The sequence below is a fragment of the Bacillus sp. EB106-08-02-XG196 genome (assembly GCF_013396335.1).
In the GTDB taxonomy this organism is placed as follows: domain Bacteria; phylum Bacillota; class Bacilli; order Bacillales; family Cytobacillaceae; genus Neobacillus.
The window spans coordinates 295,758-311,579 of sequence record NZ_JABWSY010000006.1 but is presented as its reverse complement, the minus strand read 5'-3'; the positions used below and the strand labels follow the sequence as shown (position 1 = coordinate 311,579).

The window sequence follows — 15,822 nt, the reverse complement described above, 5'->3', positions numbered from 1 at the left end:
CCCGGCACGCCCGCGGAAAGCGAAGCACCTGGAGTGGAAATCAACAGGCCATTGAGCAGGCACGAATTTTTTGAAAAATCGTAGGTTAGACTCTGATAAAATAAAAAATTGCCGAGAAAGATACCCTTTCTCGACAATCTGAAGCTTAGTCAATTTGACTAAGCTTTTTTGATTGCTTCCATTACTTGCGTATCTAGTCGAGCAGCTGCATTTTTGTCATATGTTTTATCATACTGTGGCTCTGTAACAATTTTTGAACCATAAAACATGACATCCCTAACCTCGTGAATACGTATTTCAATCAGCGCAAGCTTTAATGGAACGTCCTGGAGCCGCTCTTCTTTCAAAGATGCTTCACCTTGTATGGAATATGTAGATTCATTAGCAATTAAATTGACAACCACTTTCTTATTTTGATTGATATTTTGAATAATTCTAGATTTATTATCTACAGCAAAATAGATTGTTTCTTCATCTTTTGCTAAAATCCAAGATATCGCGCTAACATTTGGACCACCTGTTTCATAATCTACCGTTGCTAACGTTACAAACCTTTCCTTCTGCAGCTCATCATATAACGGCTTAATGAGCCTTGGTTCTACTTGATTTGGCATACATACAACCCCTTCATTCAATTCCTTATATCCTTATGTCAAAAAAACAGACATTCTTATAGTACTATTATCTGTTTTTTTCAGCAACTTAATCACAATAGATTTACTTGCTATCATCTTTGCATGATATACTATAGTATAAGAAAAGCAAGACAAGAATGGACTCAGTGAGGTGCTTTATGAGGGTAAAATGCGTGATCTGCGACAAAATTGAATCGATTGAAGATGAATCATTTATAGCTAAACGACTTCGAAATCGTCCTATCCATACATATATGTGTCAAGACTGTAGTAGTAGAATCTCCGATAAAACAAAAGCAAGAATTGATACAGGTAACTTTAGATTTTATCGAGCACAGTCTGAGAAGGATGACTGGTAAAAAACATGCCAATTCCATTGCGGAATTGGCATGTTTTTTTATTCATCTTCAAATGGAAAGTTGCAATATTTATCTGGCTCTTGGTTAATTTGCTTAAGCATTACTTCGATAAGTTCACGAGGAAATCTCGTCTTCTTCGATTCACCCTCATGAATATAAGTAACATAATACATCACATCATCTGTTGTCACTTCGATGTTTAATAAATGTTGTTCATTCTTAATAATTTCATCAAAAAGGTCTAACGTCTCTCTTGCTGCAGTATCTTCGGGGCGAGCGTCGCATACAACCTTTATCGATAGCCAATTATAGAGCGCATCCTGTACCGATCTCATGTAAATATCCCCCGTTACTTTGCCTCAACCTGCTGTTTTTTCGACTGATGTAAGCGAATTTTGTAAATGATTAAAATCAAAGCTGCTACAACAAGCCCCTCTGTTATTGGCAAGAAGATTCCGAGTGCAGTAAGAATCGTACACCCTGCAGCTAAAAAGATATAAATCAATATTGATTTTATTAACGGCAGCTTCTGCTTTTGTGCAAAGCCAAGTTTATAAACCAAAATTGAGAGAGCTACAATTGTAATATAAAGAAGCCACATTCCCAATTTTGGTTGTTCAGTTACGTTATAGAGGGCTGGAAAAAAAGATAACCGGTCCGCTACATTCACGCATATTACCTCCCCCGAAGAGATATTAACTTAATTCTGCAACCTTTTTCTTTTTGGCCATTCTTTCACGTTCATTTTTATCTAGAATCTTCTTACGTAAACGAATTGATTCTGGTGTAACTTCACAATATTCATCATCGTTTAGGTATTCTAATGACTCTTCTAGTGTCATAATTCTTGGTTTCTTTATGACAGAAGTCTGATCCTTATTGGCAGAACGAATATTGGTCGCTTGTTTCACTTTTGTGATATTAACAGTAATATCGTTTTCACGTGTATGTTCACCAACAATCATACCCTCATAAATTTCAGTACCTGGCTCAACAAAGATAGTACCACGGTCTTCAACTCCCATAATACCATATGTCGAAGCTTTTCCAGACTCCATGGATACTAGTACACCTTGACGTCTTCCACCAACTTGACCTTGTACCATTGGCTGGTAGCTGTCAAATGTGTGATTAATAATTCCATACCCGCGTGTCATAGTTAAGAACTCTGTTGTATAACCAATTAATCCACGTGCTGGAACATTAAAGATTAAGCGTACTTGACCTGATCCGTTATTGATCATATCAATCATTTCGCCTTTACGGGCACCAATTGATTCCATTACAGAACCTGTATGTTCTTCTGGTACATCAATTTGTACTCTTTCAATCGGCTCGCTACGAACACCATCTATTTCTTTTACAATTACTTCAGGCTTAGAAACTTGTAGCTCATACCCTTCACGACGCATGTTTTCAATTAAAATAGATAAGTGAAGCTCACCACGGCCTGATACAATCCAGGCATCTGGCGAATCCGTATTTTCAACACGTAAGCTAACATCTGTTTGCAGCTGAGCGTGTAGTCTTTCTTCGATTTTTCTTGAAGTTAGGTACTTACCTTCTCTGCCAGCAAATGGACTGTTATTAACAACAAAAGTCATCTGTAATGTTGGTTCATCAATTCTTAGAATTGGTAATGCTTCTTGGTGCTCAACCGGACAAACGGTTTCGCCCACATTAATATCTTCCATACCAGAAACAGCAATTAAGTCTCCCGCTACTGCTTCTTGAATTTCCTGACGTTTTAATCCAAAGAAACCAAAGATTTTCGTTACACGGAATTGTTTAACAGTACCGTCTATTTTCATTAATGAAACCTGTTGGCCAACCTTCATTGTACCGCGGAAAACTCGGCCAATCCCAATTCGTCCTACATAATCATTGTAGTCAAGAAGGGCAACTTGGAATTGTAAAGGCTCTTCACGATTGTCAATTGGTGCTGGAATGTGTTCAACAATTGAATCATATAAGCATTGCATGTTTTCATCCTGTTTATCATGATCGGTACTTGCAGTTCCATTTATCGCTGAAGCGAAAATGACTGGGAACTCAAGCTGATCTTCATTCGCACCTAGTTCAATAAATAAATCAATTACCTCATCAATTACTTCCAAAGGACGAGCAAAATCACGGTCAATTTTATTAACGACAACAATTGGAGTTAGATTTTGTTCTAACGCCTTTTTTAATACGAAGCGTGTTTGTGGCATTGTTCCTTCATAGGCATCAACGACAAGTAAAACACCATCAACCATTTTCATGATACGTTCAACCTCGCCGCCAAAATCGGCATGTCCCGGTGTGTCCAAAATGTTGATTCGTTTATCTTTATATTGTATCGCTGTGTTTTTAGCGAGAATCGTTATTCCACGTTCTCTTTCCAAATCATTTGAATCCATTGCACGTTCCTCAACGTGCTCGTTTGTACGAAATGTTCCTGATTGCTTTAATAATTGGTCAACCAAAGTCGTTTTCCCGTGGTCAACGTGTGCGATAATAGCTATATTGCGAATATCTTCTCTTAATTTCAAGTGCTTCACTCCTACTTCTATTTGAAAAAATTTTAAGCTATTTATAGTTTCCCATATACAACTAAAGTATTATACCACATTTATGGTGGAAAGCTAACTTCATTTTATGTAGAATAAGCTATAATAAATATCACAATGATTTTTTTTATTTAGGAGACGAAGGGGACTAGCAAAAAATGAAGCAAATTAAATGGATTTTTGTTCTTTACGCTATACTTGCAACCGTAAGTATTATGGGAATTGGCGTGGCAATTGGAGAAGAAAGTATTTTAGGAATCATTGGCAGTATCATTACATTAGTACTTGTAATGGGATTTGGATTTAAAACAAAAGCTAAATTTAGAGCTAATGGAGAATTGTAAAAAAAGAATAGCGGAAGCGTCTATAAACTAGGGCTTCCGCTTTTCTTTTTACCATTTACCTTCATTTAAATATTCATTTATGATGCTTTGGTGTAATCCTGGTTTTGCGACCAAGAGTGAATCTTTAGAAAGGAAATCAAGCTTTTTTCCTCTTAGATTGGTAACAATACCACCTAATTCTTCAATAATTACAGCACCTGCAGCAACATCCCACGGTGACAACCTCATTGAAATATAGGCATCCACTCTTCCTGTTGCCACAAACACCATTTCAAGTGCAGCAGTACCATATGACCTAGTACCTCTTGCCTCTCTTACTAGTGGTATTAGTAGGTTATGGTCAATCCGATGATTTTCCATTACCCAAGTTGCATTTAACGCAATGATTGATTCTTTTACTGCCACTTTATTTAATTTAGGCAGCGGAGAGTCATTCATAAAGGCTCCTTTACCATTAATTGCATGATATAATTCACCATGAGCAACATCATAAATAAGCCCAATCTTACCAATACCATTTTCATACACACCTAAGGATATGGCGAAATTTCGCTGTTGATGGATAAAGTTCATCGTCCCATCTATTGGATCAATAATCCATACTACTCCATCAAGATTATTTACCTCATCCCCAAACCCTTCTTCACCTAATATCCTATGGTTTTCAAAAGTCTTTCTGATTTTATTAATAAAAAATTGTTCAATTTCTTTATCTATATTTGTTACTAAATCATTGGGATTTGATTTGGTTTGGATATTTAAGGTCTTAGAAAAAGATTCCCTAATTTTATCCCCAGCTTCCTTTACCCATTGCTTAGCTTGAAGATCAATGTATTCCCAGTCCATATTTTCCCTCCCATTTATGTATATCCTAAGCTTAATCAAAATTAACTGAGCCTTCAACTTTTAACATTCTTACACTAGGGCAAAACAATAAACGAACTCTCTTCTTTCCTACACAGAGTTCGTTTTATAATTTCAATATATACTTCTTTATTTTCATTCTAAATTGTATCCCCTTTGAAAACAAATTATCAAAGAGCTTTTAGTTTTAATAACTCTATGCGGATTTTTTCTAACTTTTGTTTGCATTCCTTCATCTTTTTTTCATTTTTTTCTTCGAGAGCTTCAAATAATGTTGCCAGCTCATAATCCATCTCTAATCGTAAATATGCCATTCTTTCCTTTTCGCCAACTTTTTTTAGTGAGGTATTCATTAATTGTTTCATTTAAGCTTTCTCCTTTCAACTGTTATTTAATTTTTCAGACTATTTTTAGTAATATAATATGAGCCACCATGTAAGGTTGCAACAAATATGTGCGTTAACCTATATAAGCAGTTCGTTTCAAGAATTTCCGCCAGTATGCTACAATGAATGACAAATGTCTGCATATGGAGGTTCCACATGGACTTTAAAAACTTTACGAGTGAAGATTTCGATGTTTTTCAAATAGATGGATTAGAGGCAAGAATGGACGCTCTTAAAGAGAGAATTCGCCCTAAATTAGAAAGTCTTGGACGCTATTTTGCACCTGCGTTAACAACTTTGACTGGGGATGAACTATTTGTTCACGTTGCCAAACATGCAAGGAGAACGATTAATCCGCCAAAAGATACATGGGTTGCATTTGCTAATAATCCACGTGGATATAAAATGCTTCCACATTTTCAAATCGGACTATGGAATACACATGTATTCATTTGGTTTGCTGTGATTTATGAAGCACCCCAAAAACAAGACTTTGCGAACAGATTTACCAAAAGGTTAAACAAAATATATAAAGAAACACCAAAAGACTTTGTTTGGTCTTTAGACCATACAAAAACAGAATCGGTGTCACATGGAAATATTTCAAAAGAAGATTTACGGAGCATGTTTGACAGGCTGGAACAGGTGAAAAAGGCAGAAATATTATGCGGATATGAGATTAAACGGGATGACGTTCTTAAATTAAGTGAAGAAGAATTCCTACAGCGCGTTGAATATGTTTTCAATAAGGTTGCACTCTTATATAAAATTGCTCTTAATGCCAAGTAAAAAACTCCGAACCCAGTTCGGAGTTTTTCTCGTTATTTCATTAAAATTCTTTCACCTAGAGAGGCATCTTTGGCTTTTTTAATTGCCCGATAGGAAGAATAACCACTTATTTCTTCAAATTCACCACAAAGTGTTTTTTCTTCTGCTTTACTCGGTACGATTTCTTTAAACCTCCGGTAAATACTCATTAGTTCTTCACGTTCAATTCCTTTTTCATAGGCCCGTTCAACAGCCTCATAAAACTTAATGACATCAACAATTTCATCTGTTGTCCAATGGTAATCAATTGGGTATTGGTATTCCAAGTTGTTTTCACCTGCTTACTTTATTTACATATATGTATAATACCCCTATTTTGCCCATTTTCCACGAATTTGCTCTGCATCAGTAATCATTCGATCAAATAATTCTTCAACGGTTGGTATATCCTTAATGAGTCCCATCACTTGACCTGCCCACGCAAAACCCTCATCTTCAACTCCATCATATATATATCGTTTATTTGCCTGTCCGCTAATATAATTCTTCAATTGTTCATAACCGCCGTTTACTTTTTCAATATCTAAAATTTTATTTGTCCAACTATTTGAAATAACACGTGCAGGTGCCCCTAGTGTGCGTTTAATTATTACTGTATTAGCTTCTGAGCCCTCAACAAGTCTTTTTTTGTATAGTTCATTTGCATGTACACATTCCTTTGTAGCAATAAATCTCGTCCCCATTTCAATTCCTTCTGCTCCTAGACTGAGAGCTGCCATTAGTCCTCTGCCATCTCCAATACCACCTGAGGCAATTACAGGGATAGAAACTGCATCAACTACTTGAGGGATTAATACCATCGTTCCTATATCATCCCTTCCTAGATGGCCGCCACCTTCCTGCCCCACTACCATTACAGCATCTGCGCCTAATTCTTCAGCCTTTTCAGCCTGCCTCCTAGCCGCAACAAGAACTAATTTTTTTATCGAAGTTCCTTTTAACTGTTCAAATATCGGTGAAGGATTTCCACCAGTCATAGAAATAACCGGTACGTCTTCATCAATGGCTACTTGGAGCATATCCTCAAAGGGGCGATTATGCTGACCAATTGCGTAATTTACTCCGAATGGTTTATTAGTCAGCCCCTTCACTTTTCTAATCTCCTCCCGAAGTTGAGTCGGGTTATCCAGAGACATTGCCGTAATTTGACCAAGTCCACCTGCATTGGAAACAGCTGCGGCTAGTTCAGAATAAGCTAGATGGGCTAAACCTCCTTGTATAATAGGATATTGGATATTAAGTATTTCAGTTACTCGCGTCTGCCAATTCAATGAAACCCCTCCTAATTATTGTTACCATCATATTTCGCTGTTAAAGGTTAATTTTCCTGTTTAATTGAGAAACTAACGTAACACTATAAAAAGTGGTTTACCATCGACACAAATTTCTATGCAAGCACTGGTATTAGTGCTATAATTCATTTGTTTTGAATTTATCAAAAGCAATTTGTATATAAAGAGGTGTGGAAATAAATTGTCTCAAAACCAAACACCGTTATTTAGCGGTTTATTAGAACATGCAAAAAAAAATCCTGTCCAATTTCATATCCCTGGTCATAAAAAAGGTGCTGGAATCGATCCTGATTTTAGAAATTTCATTGGTGATAATGCCTTATCGATAGACCTCATTAATATCGGTCCTCTTGACGACCTTCATCAGCCAAAAGGTATCATTAAACAAGCACAGGACTTGGCAGCTGAGGCATTCGGTGCAGATAGAACCTTTTTTTCAGTCCAAGGAACGAGCGGCGCAATCATTGCTATGATTATGGCGGTTTGTGGACCAGAGGATAAAATCATTGTCCCAAGAAATGTCCATAAATCCATTATGTCAGCAATTGTTTTCTCCGGTGCTATTCCCGTTTTTATTCATCCGGAAATTGATGAAGATTTAGGTATATCCCATGGTATAACGATTGATTCCGTCGAAAAGGCTCTTAACCAGCACCCTGATGCGAAAGCAATCTTAGTAATTAACCCAACGTATTTTGGGATATCTGCAGATTTAAAGAAAATAGTAGAAATTGCTCACTCGTATAATGTACCCGTCCTTGTTGATGAAGCTCATGGGGTTCATATTCATTTTCATGACAAATTGCCTCTCTCAGCAATGCAAGCAGGTGCTGATATGGCTGCAACGAGCGTCCATAAACTTGGAGGATCGATGACACAAAGCTCTATTTTAAATGTTAAAGAGGGTCTTGTTTCTGCCAAGCATGTTCAAACTATACTTAGTATGCTGACAACCACTTCAACATCCTATTTATTACTTGCTTCCCTCGATGCAGCTCGTAAGCAGTTAGCTACTAAAGGAAAAGAATTGATTGATAAGACAATAAATTTGGCACAATCAATTCGAAACAGAATTAATGAAATTGATCACTTGCGTTGTATTGGTGAAGAAATTTTAGGGTCAAAGGCAACTTTTGATTATGATCCAACAAAATTAATTATCTCAGTAAAAGAATTAGGCTTAACAGGGTATGAGGTTGAAAAGTGGTTAAGAGAAAGACATAATATTGAAGTAGAAATGTCTGACCTTTATAACATTCTTTGTATCATTACACTCGGCGATACAGATTATGAAGCAGACATTTTAGTAAAAGCTTTAAAAGAACTCGCAGAGGAAAGAGAACATAGAAAAGAAAGACTTGAGCCTATACAAGTTCTTCTTCCAGACATCCCTATTCTAGCATTAACTCCTAGAGACGCTTTTTATGCAGATACAGAGGTAATTCCTTTTGAGGAATCAGAAGGGAGAATCATTGCCGAATTTATCATGGTTTATCCACCAGGAATTCCAATATTTATCCCTGGTGAAATCATAACGAAAGAGAACCTTCACTATATTCGGGAAAACCTTGAAGCGGGATTACCCGTACAAGGACCCGAGGATGATGAAATAAAAAACATACGTGTGATAAAGGAATATAAAGCTATAAAATAAAAATACAGGATTCCGTCGAGGAATCCTGTTTCTATTTTAGAAAAGATATTTTATCTTTCTTCTTCTGAATGGTGACCATCGCAACAATTACATCTAGAATAGAGAACTGTTACTTTTTCATCTTCGAAATGATCAATTGTTGAGTCGCAAGCCTGGCATACGATTGTACCCATCTTTTTCAATCCCCTTTTCATTATGAAATGTTCATTACATTGAAAACGTTTTATTGTTGTTAATTTAATAATAATATAACACATTAGAAATATCAAGCCTAAATTGTATGTCACATTTAATTATTTATACACAAAAAAAGACCTATAAATAGGTCTTTTACTTTCAAACTATTCATATTGGGTAACAAATGGGATTTGCGGGAGGGTTTCACTGAAGAATTCTGCCAAATCTGCAGCTTGTTGTTTATCTGGAATCCGGAATACATTTTGAAGGTATTCAATATCTTCAATTTCTTTAGGATCGAGGAGAGTTGAACGGCCCGTTTGCATACAGACAACTAGGGGTTTTCCAAAAAACATGTTTGTGTATATAATTCCAAAATCATAACGAGTTTGTTCAGTAGTAAAACCAATAAACCTAACTTTTACATTTTCATGCTCATCATAGAGCTTATCAAATAATTCCATATGAATCCTCCTTTTCAAATTAATATTTAGAATATTATTATAATTTATTTTTTTATATAAAACAAATGACATTTATGTGTCTTAATGTTGTCACCATGGTTTTTTCAATGCTAGAATAAAGGAGATATCAAATGGGACATAGGGGGGATGAAGATGGCTGAAAACGCATTTATTAAACTTGTGCCTTCATCTGCAAAGCAAACAATTACTGTAGAAGAAGTAAAGGAACTCTTAAATTATTATAAAGATATTACTGGTAAAACAGGAAATCAAGTTGATTGGGAATATGGTGACTCTGCCTTTCCTTATGAAATTAAGGAAAAAAATGAAGGAAAAGGGAAATGGTTTTACTTACATTCTACAAACGAACGCTATTACGCAATCTTAATTGGTGTTGATCAAGAGAGTATTCGGAATGAAGACGGTACTGATAGAATCCAAACTTACATACAAGTTACTCTTCCTGAACAATCCACGTTTGGTGATAAGGGGAAAGCAAATGAATTCTGCAAATTCCTTGCCAAGAAATTACAAGGAGAGCTGCACCTTTTTAATGAGCGAATCATGTACTATTATCCGAGGAAGTAATAAAAGAACTAACTCCCATCCGGGAGTTTTTTTAATGCGTTAAAAGTGCCAGTGTATAGTGTATGGAGGTGTATATCATAAGGCTTAAAGAGGTAATAAAAAGTGTTTTGGCAGTTGATTGGGTAACTCTGTTACAAAGGGCAAAGGCTAAATAAAAAAATACAAAAAACATAATCACCTTGTATAGTAGTTGATCATGCTTTGACATCCATTCAATCAGAGTAAAAGCACTCCATATTATTAATTGCATTATAATTACAACATACATTCGCATTTTTTATCACCACTCAACATCTTCTCTTAAATAAAGATTGTAGTGTTTTAAATATATGCTCGGAAGTTATAATTTATCATTCGATTGAAATAAGAAGGTCCTTTCCATTATGTTTCGGAAAGGACTTTTATTTTTAGCTATTTTAGAACATGAATTGGAGTACCCATTGCTACTTCAGCGGCTTCCATTGTAATTTCTCCTAATGTTGGATGAGCATGAATGGTCAATGCTAAGTCTTCTACCGTCATTCCTGCTTCAAGAGCCAAGCCTAGTTCAGCAATCATATCAGATGCACTTGCACCGGCAATTTGCGCACCGATCAAGACACCATCTTCTTTGCGTGAAACTAATTTAACAAAACCGTCTCCACTGTCTAGTGATAAAGCACGGCCATTTGCTGCAAATGGGAATTTTGCTGAATTAACTTCAATACCCTCTTCTTTTGCCTGCGCTTCGGTATAACCTACGCTAGCTAATTCTGGATCTGAGAATACTACTGCAGGGATACCTAAGTAGTCAATTACAGCATTATGACCTGCTATCGTCTCAGCAGCAATTTTCCCTTCATAGGAAGCTTTGTGAGCTAATTGAGGACCTGCAACAACATCACCGATCGCATAAATATTAGAGACACTAGTTCTGCATTGATTGTCAATTTCAATCAATCCTCGGTCAGTGACCTTAACACCAATTTGGTCAAGTCCCATTTCATCCGTATTTGGACGGCGGCCAACCATAACAAATACGTAATCTGCTTCAATTTTCTTTTCTTCACCTTTAACTTCAAAGGTTACTACTACACCATTTTCAGTTTCTTCTACACCTTTAGCCATAGCCTTCGTATAGAATTCTGCACCTTTTTTCTTCATTGTTTTCTTAACTAGGGCAGCCATTTGCTTTTCAAATACTCCTAGACCTAAGATATCATCCGCACCCTCTAAGATTGTAACTTGAGTACCAAAATTTGCATAGGCACCTCCAAGTTCTATCCCAATAACACCGCCTCCGATTACAACGATTTTCTCAGGAACTTCTTGCAGATTCAATGCACCAGTTGAATTAAGTACTCGTTTTGAGTATTTAAAAGTTGGCAGCTCAATGGGACGAGAGCCTGATGCAATAATTGCATTTTTGAAGTTGTATGTTTGGGCAGAATTTTCGCCAATCACTCGTAATGAATTACCATCAACAAAGTAAGCTTCGCCGCGAACAATGTCAACTTTATTTCCTTTTAATAATCCCTCGACACCGCCAGTTAATTTTTTTACGATTCCAGCTTTCCATTCTTGTACCTTTGAAAAGTCAACTTTTACATTTTCAGCTGTAATTCCAAATGAATCAGAGTGCTTCGCCACTTCGTATCGATGTCCAGCAGCAATTACTGCTTTTGACGGAATACAACCTACGTTTAAACAAACTCCGCCAATATATTCCTTTTCAACAATCGTAACTTTTTGTCCTAACTGTGCTGCACGAATAGCTGCCACATATCCGCCGGGACCAGCGCCAATGACTATAGTGTCTGTATCTATTGGAAAATCTCCTACTACCATTTGTTACGCCTCCATTAACAATAGTTCTGGATCGTTTAATAATCTCTTAATGTGATTTAAAGCATTTTGAGCAGTCGCTCCATCAATCATTCTGTGGTCAAAGCTTAATGACAATGCTAATACAGGAGCAGCTACGATTTCACCATCACGTACAATTGGTTTTTCAGCAATTCTACCTACACCAAGAATAGCTACTTCAGGATGATTAATTACAGGTGTAAACCATTGTCCGCCAGCAGAACCAATATTAGAAATCGTACAAGATGCCCCTTTCATTTCATTAGGAGCCAGTTTTCCATCACGTGCTTTACCAGCTAATTCATTGATTTCATTAGAAATCGTAAATACGGATTTGCGGTCTGCATCTTTAACAACAGGTACCAATAAACCTTTTTCTGTATCAGCTGCAATTCCAATATTATAGTAATGCTTATGAATTACTTCACTTGTTGCATCATCAAGTGATGTATTTAATGCAGGGAATTCGCGTAAAGCACTAGTTAATGCTTTTACGATGTATGGTAAGAAGGTAAGCTTAATACCCTTTGCTGCAGCCACTTCTTTGAACTTTTTACGATGTGCAACAAGTTTAGTTACATCGATTTCATCCATAAGCGTTACGTGAGGGGCAGTATGTTTTGAATTTACCATCGCTTTTGCAATTGCTTTTCTGATTCCGCTCATTTTCTCACGGGTTTCAGGATATTCACCTTGTGGAATTGGAGCAGCTTTAGCTGCGGCCTCCGCCTGAGCAGCTGCTGGTGCTGGAGTTTCTGCCAATACTGCAGCTTGTGGTGCTCCTGCAGCTGCACCGCCGCTTAAGAATGCATCAATATCATTTTTTACGATGCGGCCATTTTTACCAGAGCCAGGAACTTGTGTAATTTCCACACCTTTATCACGAGCATATTTCCGAACAGATGGCATAGCAATAATTCTGCGATTAGGGTCTACTTCCACTTGTACCTGTGGTTGTGTTTCACCTATACCATATGCAGGTGGTGCTGGCGGTGGTGTTACAGGAGCATCTTGCACTGCAGCAGCTGCTGGTGCTGCTGGTGAAGCTGTTTCTTGCTTCGGCGCTTCTGCAGCATGCTCATCACCTTTAAATTGCAGGTTTTCATATCCTGGAGCATCAAATGTTACAAGAACCTGTCCTACTGTAGCTACCGTTCCTTCTGCTACTTTCACTTCAATAACAGTTCCTTCAACAGGAGATGGTATTTCTACGACTGCTTTATCATTTTGGATTTCGCAAAGGATATCATCTTCTTGGACTTTATCACCTGGCTTTATGAACCATTTAACAATCTCGCCTTCATGAATACCTTCACCAATATCAGGCATTTTAAATTGGAATGTGGTTGCGGTTGCGCTCACTGCGATTCATCCTCCTATTATGCATATTTTCAAACGTTCAATCAAAAGAAAAAGCGGGAAACAGGAATCCTATTCCCCATCTTTCATTAAGGCTGTTTTCTCAAAAAGAGCCTTTATTAGAATGTTAATACTTTTTTTGCTGTTTCAATTACGTCTTTGTAGTTTGGAAGCCAAGCTGCTTCAGCTTGTGGGAATGGGTAAATAGTGTCTGGTGCTGCTACACGCAATACAGGTGCTTCTAAACTTAAAATCGCACGATCACTAATTTCAGCCACAACATTTGCCCCAACACCAGCTTGCTTTTGTGCTTCTTGTACCACAATCGCACGACCGGTCTTTTCAACAGAAGCAATAATTGTTTCAATATCGATTGGGCTAACCGTACGCAAGTCAATAACTTCAGCAGAAAAACCTTCTTTTTCTAATTCTTCAGCTGCTTTCAATGACTCATGAACCATCGCACCATAAGTAATAATTGAAATGTCAGTACCTTCACGTTTCACATCCGCTTTTCCTAGTGGAATAGTATAATCACCTTCAGGAACTTCTTGACGGAAAGAACGATATAATTTCATATGCTCAAGAAAAATAACTGGATCATTATCGCGAATGGATGAAATCAGAAGACCTTTCGCATCATAAGGTGTTGATGGAATAACTACCTTTAAGCCAGGTTGCTGCGCCATTAAGCCTTCTAAACTGTCTGCGTGCATATCTGGAGTATGTACGCCTCCTCCGAATGGTGAACGGAATGTTATTGGAGCATTAAATTTTCCTCCAGTACGATAACGAAGACGAGCCGCTTGACCAGAAATAGAATCCATTACTTCATAAACAAACCCAAAGAACTGGATTTCCGGTACGGGACGGAAGCCCTGTAAGCTTAGACCAACTGCCAAACCGCCAATACCTGATTCTGCAAGTGGTGTATCGAAAACACGATCTTCACCAAATTCATTTTGCAGCCCTTCTGTTGCACGGAAAACACCACCGTTTACCCCAACATCTTCACCGAACACTAATACATTCGGATCATTTTTCAGTTCTACACGCATTGCATCTGTAATTGCTTGAATCATAGTCATTTGAGCCATGGCTTACTTCGACTCCTTTGCTTTATATATTTCATATTGTTCTTCTAAGTTATAAGGTAAGTCTGTATTTGTAATTGAGATTAGATCAGTCACCTTTTGTTTAGGGGCAGCATCTGCCTTTTTAAGTGCTTCTTTAATATCTTCTTTTGCCTGCTCAATTACTTCGTTTTCTTTTTCCTCATTCCAAAGGCCTTTCTTTTCAAGGAATTTACGGAAACGTACAAGTGGATCTTTCTTTTCCCATTCATTATCGAGCTCAGCTGTACGATACCGTGTTGGATCATCTCCGGCCATTGTATGTGGACCATATCTATATGTTAAAGTTTCAATAAACGTAGGTCCTTCTCCGTTAACTGCACGCTCACGTGCCTCTCTAACTGCTGCATACACTGCTAATGGATCCATACCGTCTACCTGGATACCAGGAATACCGGCTGCAACCGCTTTTTGAGCAAGTGTTTTAGCTGCAGTTTGCTTTTCAACAGGAGTCGAGATAGCAAAACGGTTATTTTGTGCAATAAAGATGGCTGGCGCTTTGTATGCACCTGCAAAGTTCATTCCTTCATAGAAATCACCTTGCGAAGTACCGCCATCACCTGTATATGTAAGAGCAACAGCTTTAACTCCACGTTTTTTAAAGCCTAAAGCAACACCTGCTGTTTGTACGTACTGAGCACCAATAATAATCTGAGGGATCGCAATATTTACTCCATCAGGAATTTGTCCACCTTCGAAATGACCTCTGGACCATAAAAATGCTTGGTATAACGGAAGACCATGCCATACGATTGGTGGTACATCTCGATAACCAGGTAAAATAAAATCCTCTTTTTCAAGCGCAAATTGTGAAGCTAATTGTGATGCTTCCTGTCCTGCAGTTGGTGCATAAAAACCAAGACGTCCTTGGCGATTCAATGAAATCGAACGTTGGTCCAAAATTCGGGTATAAACCATTCTGCGCATTAATTCCTGCAGCTGCTCGTCACTTAGGTTTGGCATTGCTGCTTCATTAACAACTTCGCCTTCTTCATTTAAAATTTGAAGCGTTGTAAATTGATCTTCTACTACTTCAAGTACTTTTTTAGCATCGACTTGAGCGTTCTGAGTTTTAGAAGCCATTCGTCACATCTTCCTTTCTTTCATTACAAAAATGTAAAAATAAATTCACTCATATTAGATTACCCAAAAACCTTAAACAACATAAACGATTATTCACTTTAACCGCCCGTTGTTCTGTACTATTATTTTCAAAAAAATTAATGGTACAATAAATAATTCCATATTGAGTTTACATCATCTAAATTCGCTCGTCAAATACTATGTTTCATAAATTTACAACATACAAATATTATTAACTCACTATTAATACAAAGTCCTG

The 15,822-nt window shown here is 37.3% G+C and carries 19 protein-coding genes; 5 read left to right on the top strand and 14 right to left on the bottom strand.

The window, feature by feature from the left end; translation table 11 throughout:
• Positions 1-158: 158 nt before the first annotated feature.
• A complete protein-coding gene (locus tag MLOOGBEN_RS12030) occupies positions 159-614 on the bottom strand; it encodes a pyridoxamine 5'-phosphate oxidase family protein (protein WP_179158478.1) in 456 nt (151 codons plus the stop codon).
• Between the two features lie 179 nt (positions 615-793).
• Between MLOOGBEN_RS12030 and MLOOGBEN_RS12025 the strand changes: the two genes are divergently transcribed.
• A complete protein-coding gene (locus MLOOGBEN_RS12025) occupies positions 794-994 on the top strand; it encodes a YlaI family protein (protein WP_179158477.1) in 201 nt (66 codons plus the stop codon).
• Positions 995-1,032: 38 nt separating this feature from the next.
• On the opposite strand, the gene MLOOGBEN_RS12020 is transcribed toward MLOOGBEN_RS12025, so the two are convergent.
• Genes MLOOGBEN_RS12020 through typA form a run of 3 tightly spaced genes read right to left on the bottom strand, consistent with a single transcriptional unit; the run spans position 1,033 to position 3,528 of the window.
• Positions 1,033-1,329, bottom strand: coding sequence for a hypothetical protein (locus MLOOGBEN_RS12020; protein ID WP_179158476.1), 297 nt, complete (start codon positions 1,327-1,329; stop codon positions 1,033-1,035).
• Positions 1,330-1,343: 14 nt separating this feature from the next.
• Positions 1,344-1,664, bottom strand: coding sequence for a YlaH-like family protein (locus tag MLOOGBEN_RS12015; protein ID WP_179158475.1), 321 nt, complete (start codon positions 1,662-1,664; stop codon positions 1,344-1,346).
• A gap of 25 nt (positions 1,665-1,689) precedes the next feature.
• Positions 1,690-3,528: a translational GTPase TypA gene (typA, locus tag MLOOGBEN_RS12010; protein WP_179158474.1), complete on the bottom strand. Its 1,839-nt coding sequence runs from the start codon at positions 3,526-3,528 to the stop codon at positions 1,690-1,692.
• A gap of 176 nt (positions 3,529-3,704) precedes the next feature.
• Between typA and MLOOGBEN_RS12005 the strand changes: the two genes are divergently transcribed.
• Positions 3,705-3,890, top strand: a complete 186-nt coding sequence (locus MLOOGBEN_RS12005) for a YlaF family protein (RefSeq protein ID WP_179158473.1) — start codon at positions 3,705-3,707, stop codon at positions 3,888-3,890.
• Between the two features lie 48 nt (positions 3,891-3,938).
• Here the strand turns inward: MLOOGBEN_RS12005 and MLOOGBEN_RS12000 are convergent, their stop codons facing one another.
• A complete protein-coding gene (locus tag MLOOGBEN_RS12000; protein WP_179158472.1) occupies positions 3,939-4,736 on the bottom strand; it encodes an inositol monophosphatase family protein in 798 nt (265 codons plus the stop codon).
• Positions 4,737-4,924: 188 nt separating this feature from the next.
• Complete coding sequence (locus tag MLOOGBEN_RS11995; protein WP_179158471.1) at positions 4,925-5,119, bottom strand: hypothetical protein; 195 nt, start codon at positions 5,117-5,119, stop codon at positions 4,925-4,927.
• Positions 5,120-5,296: 177 nt separating this feature from the next.
• Here MLOOGBEN_RS11995 and MLOOGBEN_RS11990 point away from each other — a divergent pair, with 177 nt between their 5' ends.
• The gene (locus MLOOGBEN_RS11990; RefSeq protein WP_179158470.1) at positions 5,297-5,929 is read left to right on the top strand and encodes a YktB family protein; all 633 of its coding nucleotides are present in this window, start codon (positions 5,297-5,299) and stop codon (positions 5,927-5,929) included.
• 32 nt (positions 5,930-5,961) lie between these two features.
• Here the strand turns inward: MLOOGBEN_RS11990 and MLOOGBEN_RS11985 are convergent, their stop codons facing one another.
• On the bottom strand, positions 5,962-6,234 hold the full coding sequence (locus MLOOGBEN_RS11985) for a UPF0223 family protein (protein WP_179158469.1): 273 nt from the start codon (positions 6,232-6,234) through the stop codon (positions 5,962-5,964).
• 45 nt (positions 6,235-6,279) lie between these two features.
• The gene (locus MLOOGBEN_RS11980; RefSeq protein WP_179158468.1) at positions 6,280-7,239 is read right to left on the bottom strand and encodes an NAD(P)H-dependent flavin oxidoreductase; all 960 of its coding nucleotides are present in this window, start codon (positions 7,237-7,239) and stop codon (positions 6,280-6,282) included.
• 202 nt (positions 7,240-7,441) lie between these two features.
• Here MLOOGBEN_RS11980 and MLOOGBEN_RS11975 point away from each other — a divergent pair, with 202 nt between their 5' ends.
• Complete coding sequence (locus MLOOGBEN_RS11975; RefSeq protein ID WP_179158467.1) at positions 7,442-8,914, top strand: aminotransferase class I/II-fold pyridoxal phosphate-dependent enzyme; 1,473 nt, start codon at positions 7,442-7,444, stop codon at positions 8,912-8,914.
• A gap of 50 nt (positions 8,915-8,964) precedes the next feature.
• Here the strand turns inward: MLOOGBEN_RS11975 and MLOOGBEN_RS11970 are convergent, their stop codons facing one another.
• Together MLOOGBEN_RS11970 and MLOOGBEN_RS11965 are read right to left on the bottom strand one after the other, a co-directional pair.
• Positions 8,965-9,087, bottom strand: a complete 123-nt coding sequence (locus tag MLOOGBEN_RS11970) for a GapA-binding peptide SR1P (RefSeq protein ID WP_095247803.1) — start codon at positions 9,085-9,087, stop codon at positions 8,965-8,967.
• Positions 9,088-9,255: 168 nt separating this feature from the next.
• The gene (locus tag MLOOGBEN_RS11965) at positions 9,256-9,555 is read right to left on the bottom strand and encodes a DUF3055 domain-containing protein (RefSeq protein WP_179158466.1); all 300 of its coding nucleotides are present in this window, start codon (positions 9,553-9,555) and stop codon (positions 9,256-9,258) included.
• Positions 9,556-9,708: 153 nt separating this feature from the next.
• Between MLOOGBEN_RS11965 and MLOOGBEN_RS11960 the strand changes: the two genes are divergently transcribed.
• The gene (locus tag MLOOGBEN_RS11960) at positions 9,709-10,143 is read left to right on the top strand and encodes a DUF1885 family protein (RefSeq protein WP_179158465.1); all 435 of its coding nucleotides are present in this window, start codon (positions 9,709-9,711) and stop codon (positions 10,141-10,143) included.
• Positions 10,144-10,554: 411 nt separating this feature from the next.
• Here the strand turns inward: MLOOGBEN_RS11960 and lpdA are convergent, their stop codons facing one another.
• From lpdA to pdhA, 4 genes are all read right to left on the bottom strand, one after another.
• Positions 10,555-11,970, bottom strand: a complete 1,416-nt coding sequence (gene lpdA, locus MLOOGBEN_RS11955; RefSeq protein ID WP_179158464.1) for a dihydrolipoyl dehydrogenase — start codon at positions 11,968-11,970, stop codon at positions 10,555-10,557.
• A gap of 3 nt (positions 11,971-11,973) precedes the next feature.
• Positions 11,974-13,317: a dihydrolipoamide acetyltransferase family protein gene (locus MLOOGBEN_RS11950; protein ID WP_179158503.1), complete on the bottom strand. Its 1,344-nt coding sequence runs from the start codon at positions 13,315-13,317 to the stop codon at positions 11,974-11,976.
• A gap of 149 nt (positions 13,318-13,466) precedes the next feature.
• A complete protein-coding gene (locus MLOOGBEN_RS11945; RefSeq protein WP_179158463.1) occupies positions 13,467-14,444 on the bottom strand; it encodes an alpha-ketoacid dehydrogenase subunit beta in 978 nt (325 codons plus the stop codon).
• A 3-nt stretch (positions 14,445-14,447) separates the two neighbouring features.
• Positions 14,448-15,563 carry a pyruvate dehydrogenase (acetyl-transferring) E1 component subunit alpha gene (gene pdhA / locus MLOOGBEN_RS11940; RefSeq protein WP_179158462.1) on the bottom strand — a complete coding sequence of 372 codons (1,116 nt, stop codon included), beginning with the start codon at positions 15,561-15,563 and terminating at the stop codon, positions 14,448-14,450.
• Positions 15,564-15,822: the final 259 nt, after the last annotated feature.

Bases quoted from the DNA above. Each gene is read 5' to 3' on its own strand.
- MLOOGBEN_RS11950 (WP_179158503.1), bottom strand. From the start codon at position 13,317: ATGCCTGATATTGGTGAAGGTATTCATGAAGGCGAGATTGTTAAATGG.
- MLOOGBEN_RS11945 (WP_179158463.1), bottom strand. From the start codon at position 14,444: ATGGCTCAAATGACTATGATTCAAGCAATTACAGATGCAATGCGTGTA.
- MLOOGBEN_RS12025 (WP_179158477.1), top strand. From the start codon at position 794: ATGAGGGTAAAATGCGTGATCTGCGACAAAATTGAATCGATTGAAGAT.
- lpdA (WP_179158464.1), bottom strand. From the start codon at position 11,970: ATGGTAGTAGGAGATTTTCCAATAGATACAGACACTATAGTCATTGGC.
- MLOOGBEN_RS12020 (WP_179158476.1), bottom strand. From the start codon at position 1,329: ATGAGATCGGTACAGGATGCGCTCTATAATTGGCTATCGATAAAGGTT.
- pdhA (WP_179158462.1), bottom strand. From the start codon at position 15,563: ATGGCTTCTAAAACTCAGAACGCTCAAGTCGATGCTAAAAAAGTACTT.
- MLOOGBEN_RS11990 (WP_179158470.1), top strand. From the start codon at position 5,297: ATGGACTTTAAAAACTTTACGAGTGAAGATTTCGATGTTTTTCAAATA.
- MLOOGBEN_RS12030 (WP_179158478.1), bottom strand. From the start codon at position 614: ATGCCAAATCAAGTAGAACCAAGGCTCATTAAGCCGTTATATGATGAG.
- MLOOGBEN_RS12000 (WP_179158472.1), bottom strand. From the start codon at position 4,736: ATGGACTGGGAATACATTGATCTTCAAGCTAAGCAATGGGTAAAGGAA.
- MLOOGBEN_RS11995 (WP_179158471.1), bottom strand. From the start codon at position 5,119: ATGAAACAATTAATGAATACCTCACTAAAAAAAGTTGGCGAAAAGGAA.
- MLOOGBEN_RS11970 (WP_095247803.1), bottom strand. From the start codon at position 9,087: ATGGGTACAATCGTATGCCAGGCTTGCGACTCAACAATTGATCATTTC.
- MLOOGBEN_RS11960 (WP_179158465.1), top strand. From the start codon at position 9,709: ATGGCTGAAAACGCATTTATTAAACTTGTGCCTTCATCTGCAAAGCAA.
- MLOOGBEN_RS12005 (WP_179158473.1), top strand. From the start codon at position 3,705: ATGAAGCAAATTAAATGGATTTTTGTTCTTTACGCTATACTTGCAACC.
- MLOOGBEN_RS11965 (WP_179158466.1), bottom strand. From the start codon at position 9,555: ATGGAATTATTTGATAAGCTCTATGATGAGCATGAAAATGTAAAAGTT.